We start from the raw sequence: 1270 nt of genomic DNA on the forward strand, positions 1-1270 counted from the left end.
CCCGCCGCCTCCGAGGACGGCCCCGGCTACGTCACTCCCCTGGTCCGCAAGCTCGCCGCCCAGCACGGTGTCGACCTCGCCCAGGTGAGCGGCTCGGGCGTCGGCGGACGGATCCGCAAGCAGGACGTCCTGGACGCTGCGGCATCGCTCAAGGCTGCCGCTCCGGCGCCCGCCTCTACTGCACCGGCTGCGGCCGCTGCTGCTCCCGCCGCGTCGGCCAGCCCGTCGCCGCTGCGTGGCCAGACCGTCAAGGTCAGCCGCCTGCGCAAGATCATCGCCGAGCGCATGGTCGACTCGCTGCACGTCTCGGCCCAGCTCACGCAGGTCGTCGAGGTCGACGTCACCAACATCGCCCGCCTGCGCGAGAGCGCGAAGGCCGACTTCCTGGCCCGCGAGGGCGTGAAGCTGACCTACCTGCCCTTCTTCACCAAGGCAGCGATCGACACCCTCAAGCACCACCCGTCGCTGAACGCCACGATCGACCTGCCGGCCGGCGAGATCACCTACTACGACCGCGAGAACGTCGCGTTCGCCGTCGACACCGAGAAGGGCCTGCTGACGCCGGTCGTCAAGGACGCCGGCGACCTCTCGATCTCGGGCCTGGCCAAGAAGATCTCCGACGTGGCCGAGCGGACCCGCACGAACAAGATCGGTCCGGACGAGCTGTCCGGCGGCACGTTCACGATCACCAACCTGGGCAGCTTCGGCGCCCTGTGGGACACCCCGATCATCAACCAGCCGCAGGTCGCGATCCTCGGCCCGGGTGCCGTGGTCAAGCGTGCGGTCGTCATCGATGACGACGACCTGGGCGAGACCATCGCGGTGCGCCACATGGTCTACCTCGCGCTGACCTACGACCACCGCGTGGTCGACGGGGCCGACGCCGGTCGCTTCCTGCGCGACCTGAAGAAGCGCCTCGAGTCCGGCCAGTTCGAGGTCTGAGCACCACGGAAGCCCCCGGCACCGCGCAAGCGGGCCGGGGGCTTTCGCGTTGCCGGTCGGACTACCTTGTCGTGGCCCGCAGGGTGACCTCGAAGGTCGTCCTCACCCGCTGACCGCCGACCTCGACGGTCGTGTCGCCCTCGGTGGAGGACCTCGCGACGGCCGGACCCAGCAGGCCGGTCTGCCCGCGGACAGTGCCGGTCGACGTACTGCTTCCCTCGATGACCTTGCCGGCGAGGGTGTCGCCCGGCTCGGTGACCTGGGTGGCCCGGACGGAGACGGCGTAGCCGGCGTCGGTGAGCTCGGTCAGCCGGTACGTCGAGACGAC

At 70.5% G+C, this 1270-nt stretch carries 2 protein-coding genes; one reads left to right on the forward strand and one right to left on the reverse strand.

The window, feature by feature from the left end; genetic code table 11:
- On the forward strand, nucleotides 1-942 hold a 942-nt coding region (sucB, locus tag ACOADB_RS18400), incomplete at its 5' end, for a 2-oxoglutarate dehydrogenase, E2 component, dihydrolipoamide succinyltransferase (protein WP_378601651.1).
- Nucleotides 943-1003: 61 nt separating this feature from the next.
- On the opposite strand, the gene ACOADB_RS18405 is transcribed toward sucB, so the two are convergent.
- Nucleotides 1004-1270 (reverse strand): hypothetical protein (locus ACOADB_RS18405; RefSeq protein ID WP_378601654.1); only part of this gene is annotated, 267 nt, incomplete at its 5' end.

It is taken from the genome of Nocardioides sp. CPCC 206348, from assembly GCF_048654705.1.
In the GTDB taxonomy this organism is placed as follows: domain Bacteria; phylum Actinomycetota; class Actinomycetes; order Propionibacteriales; family Nocardioidaceae; genus Nocardioides.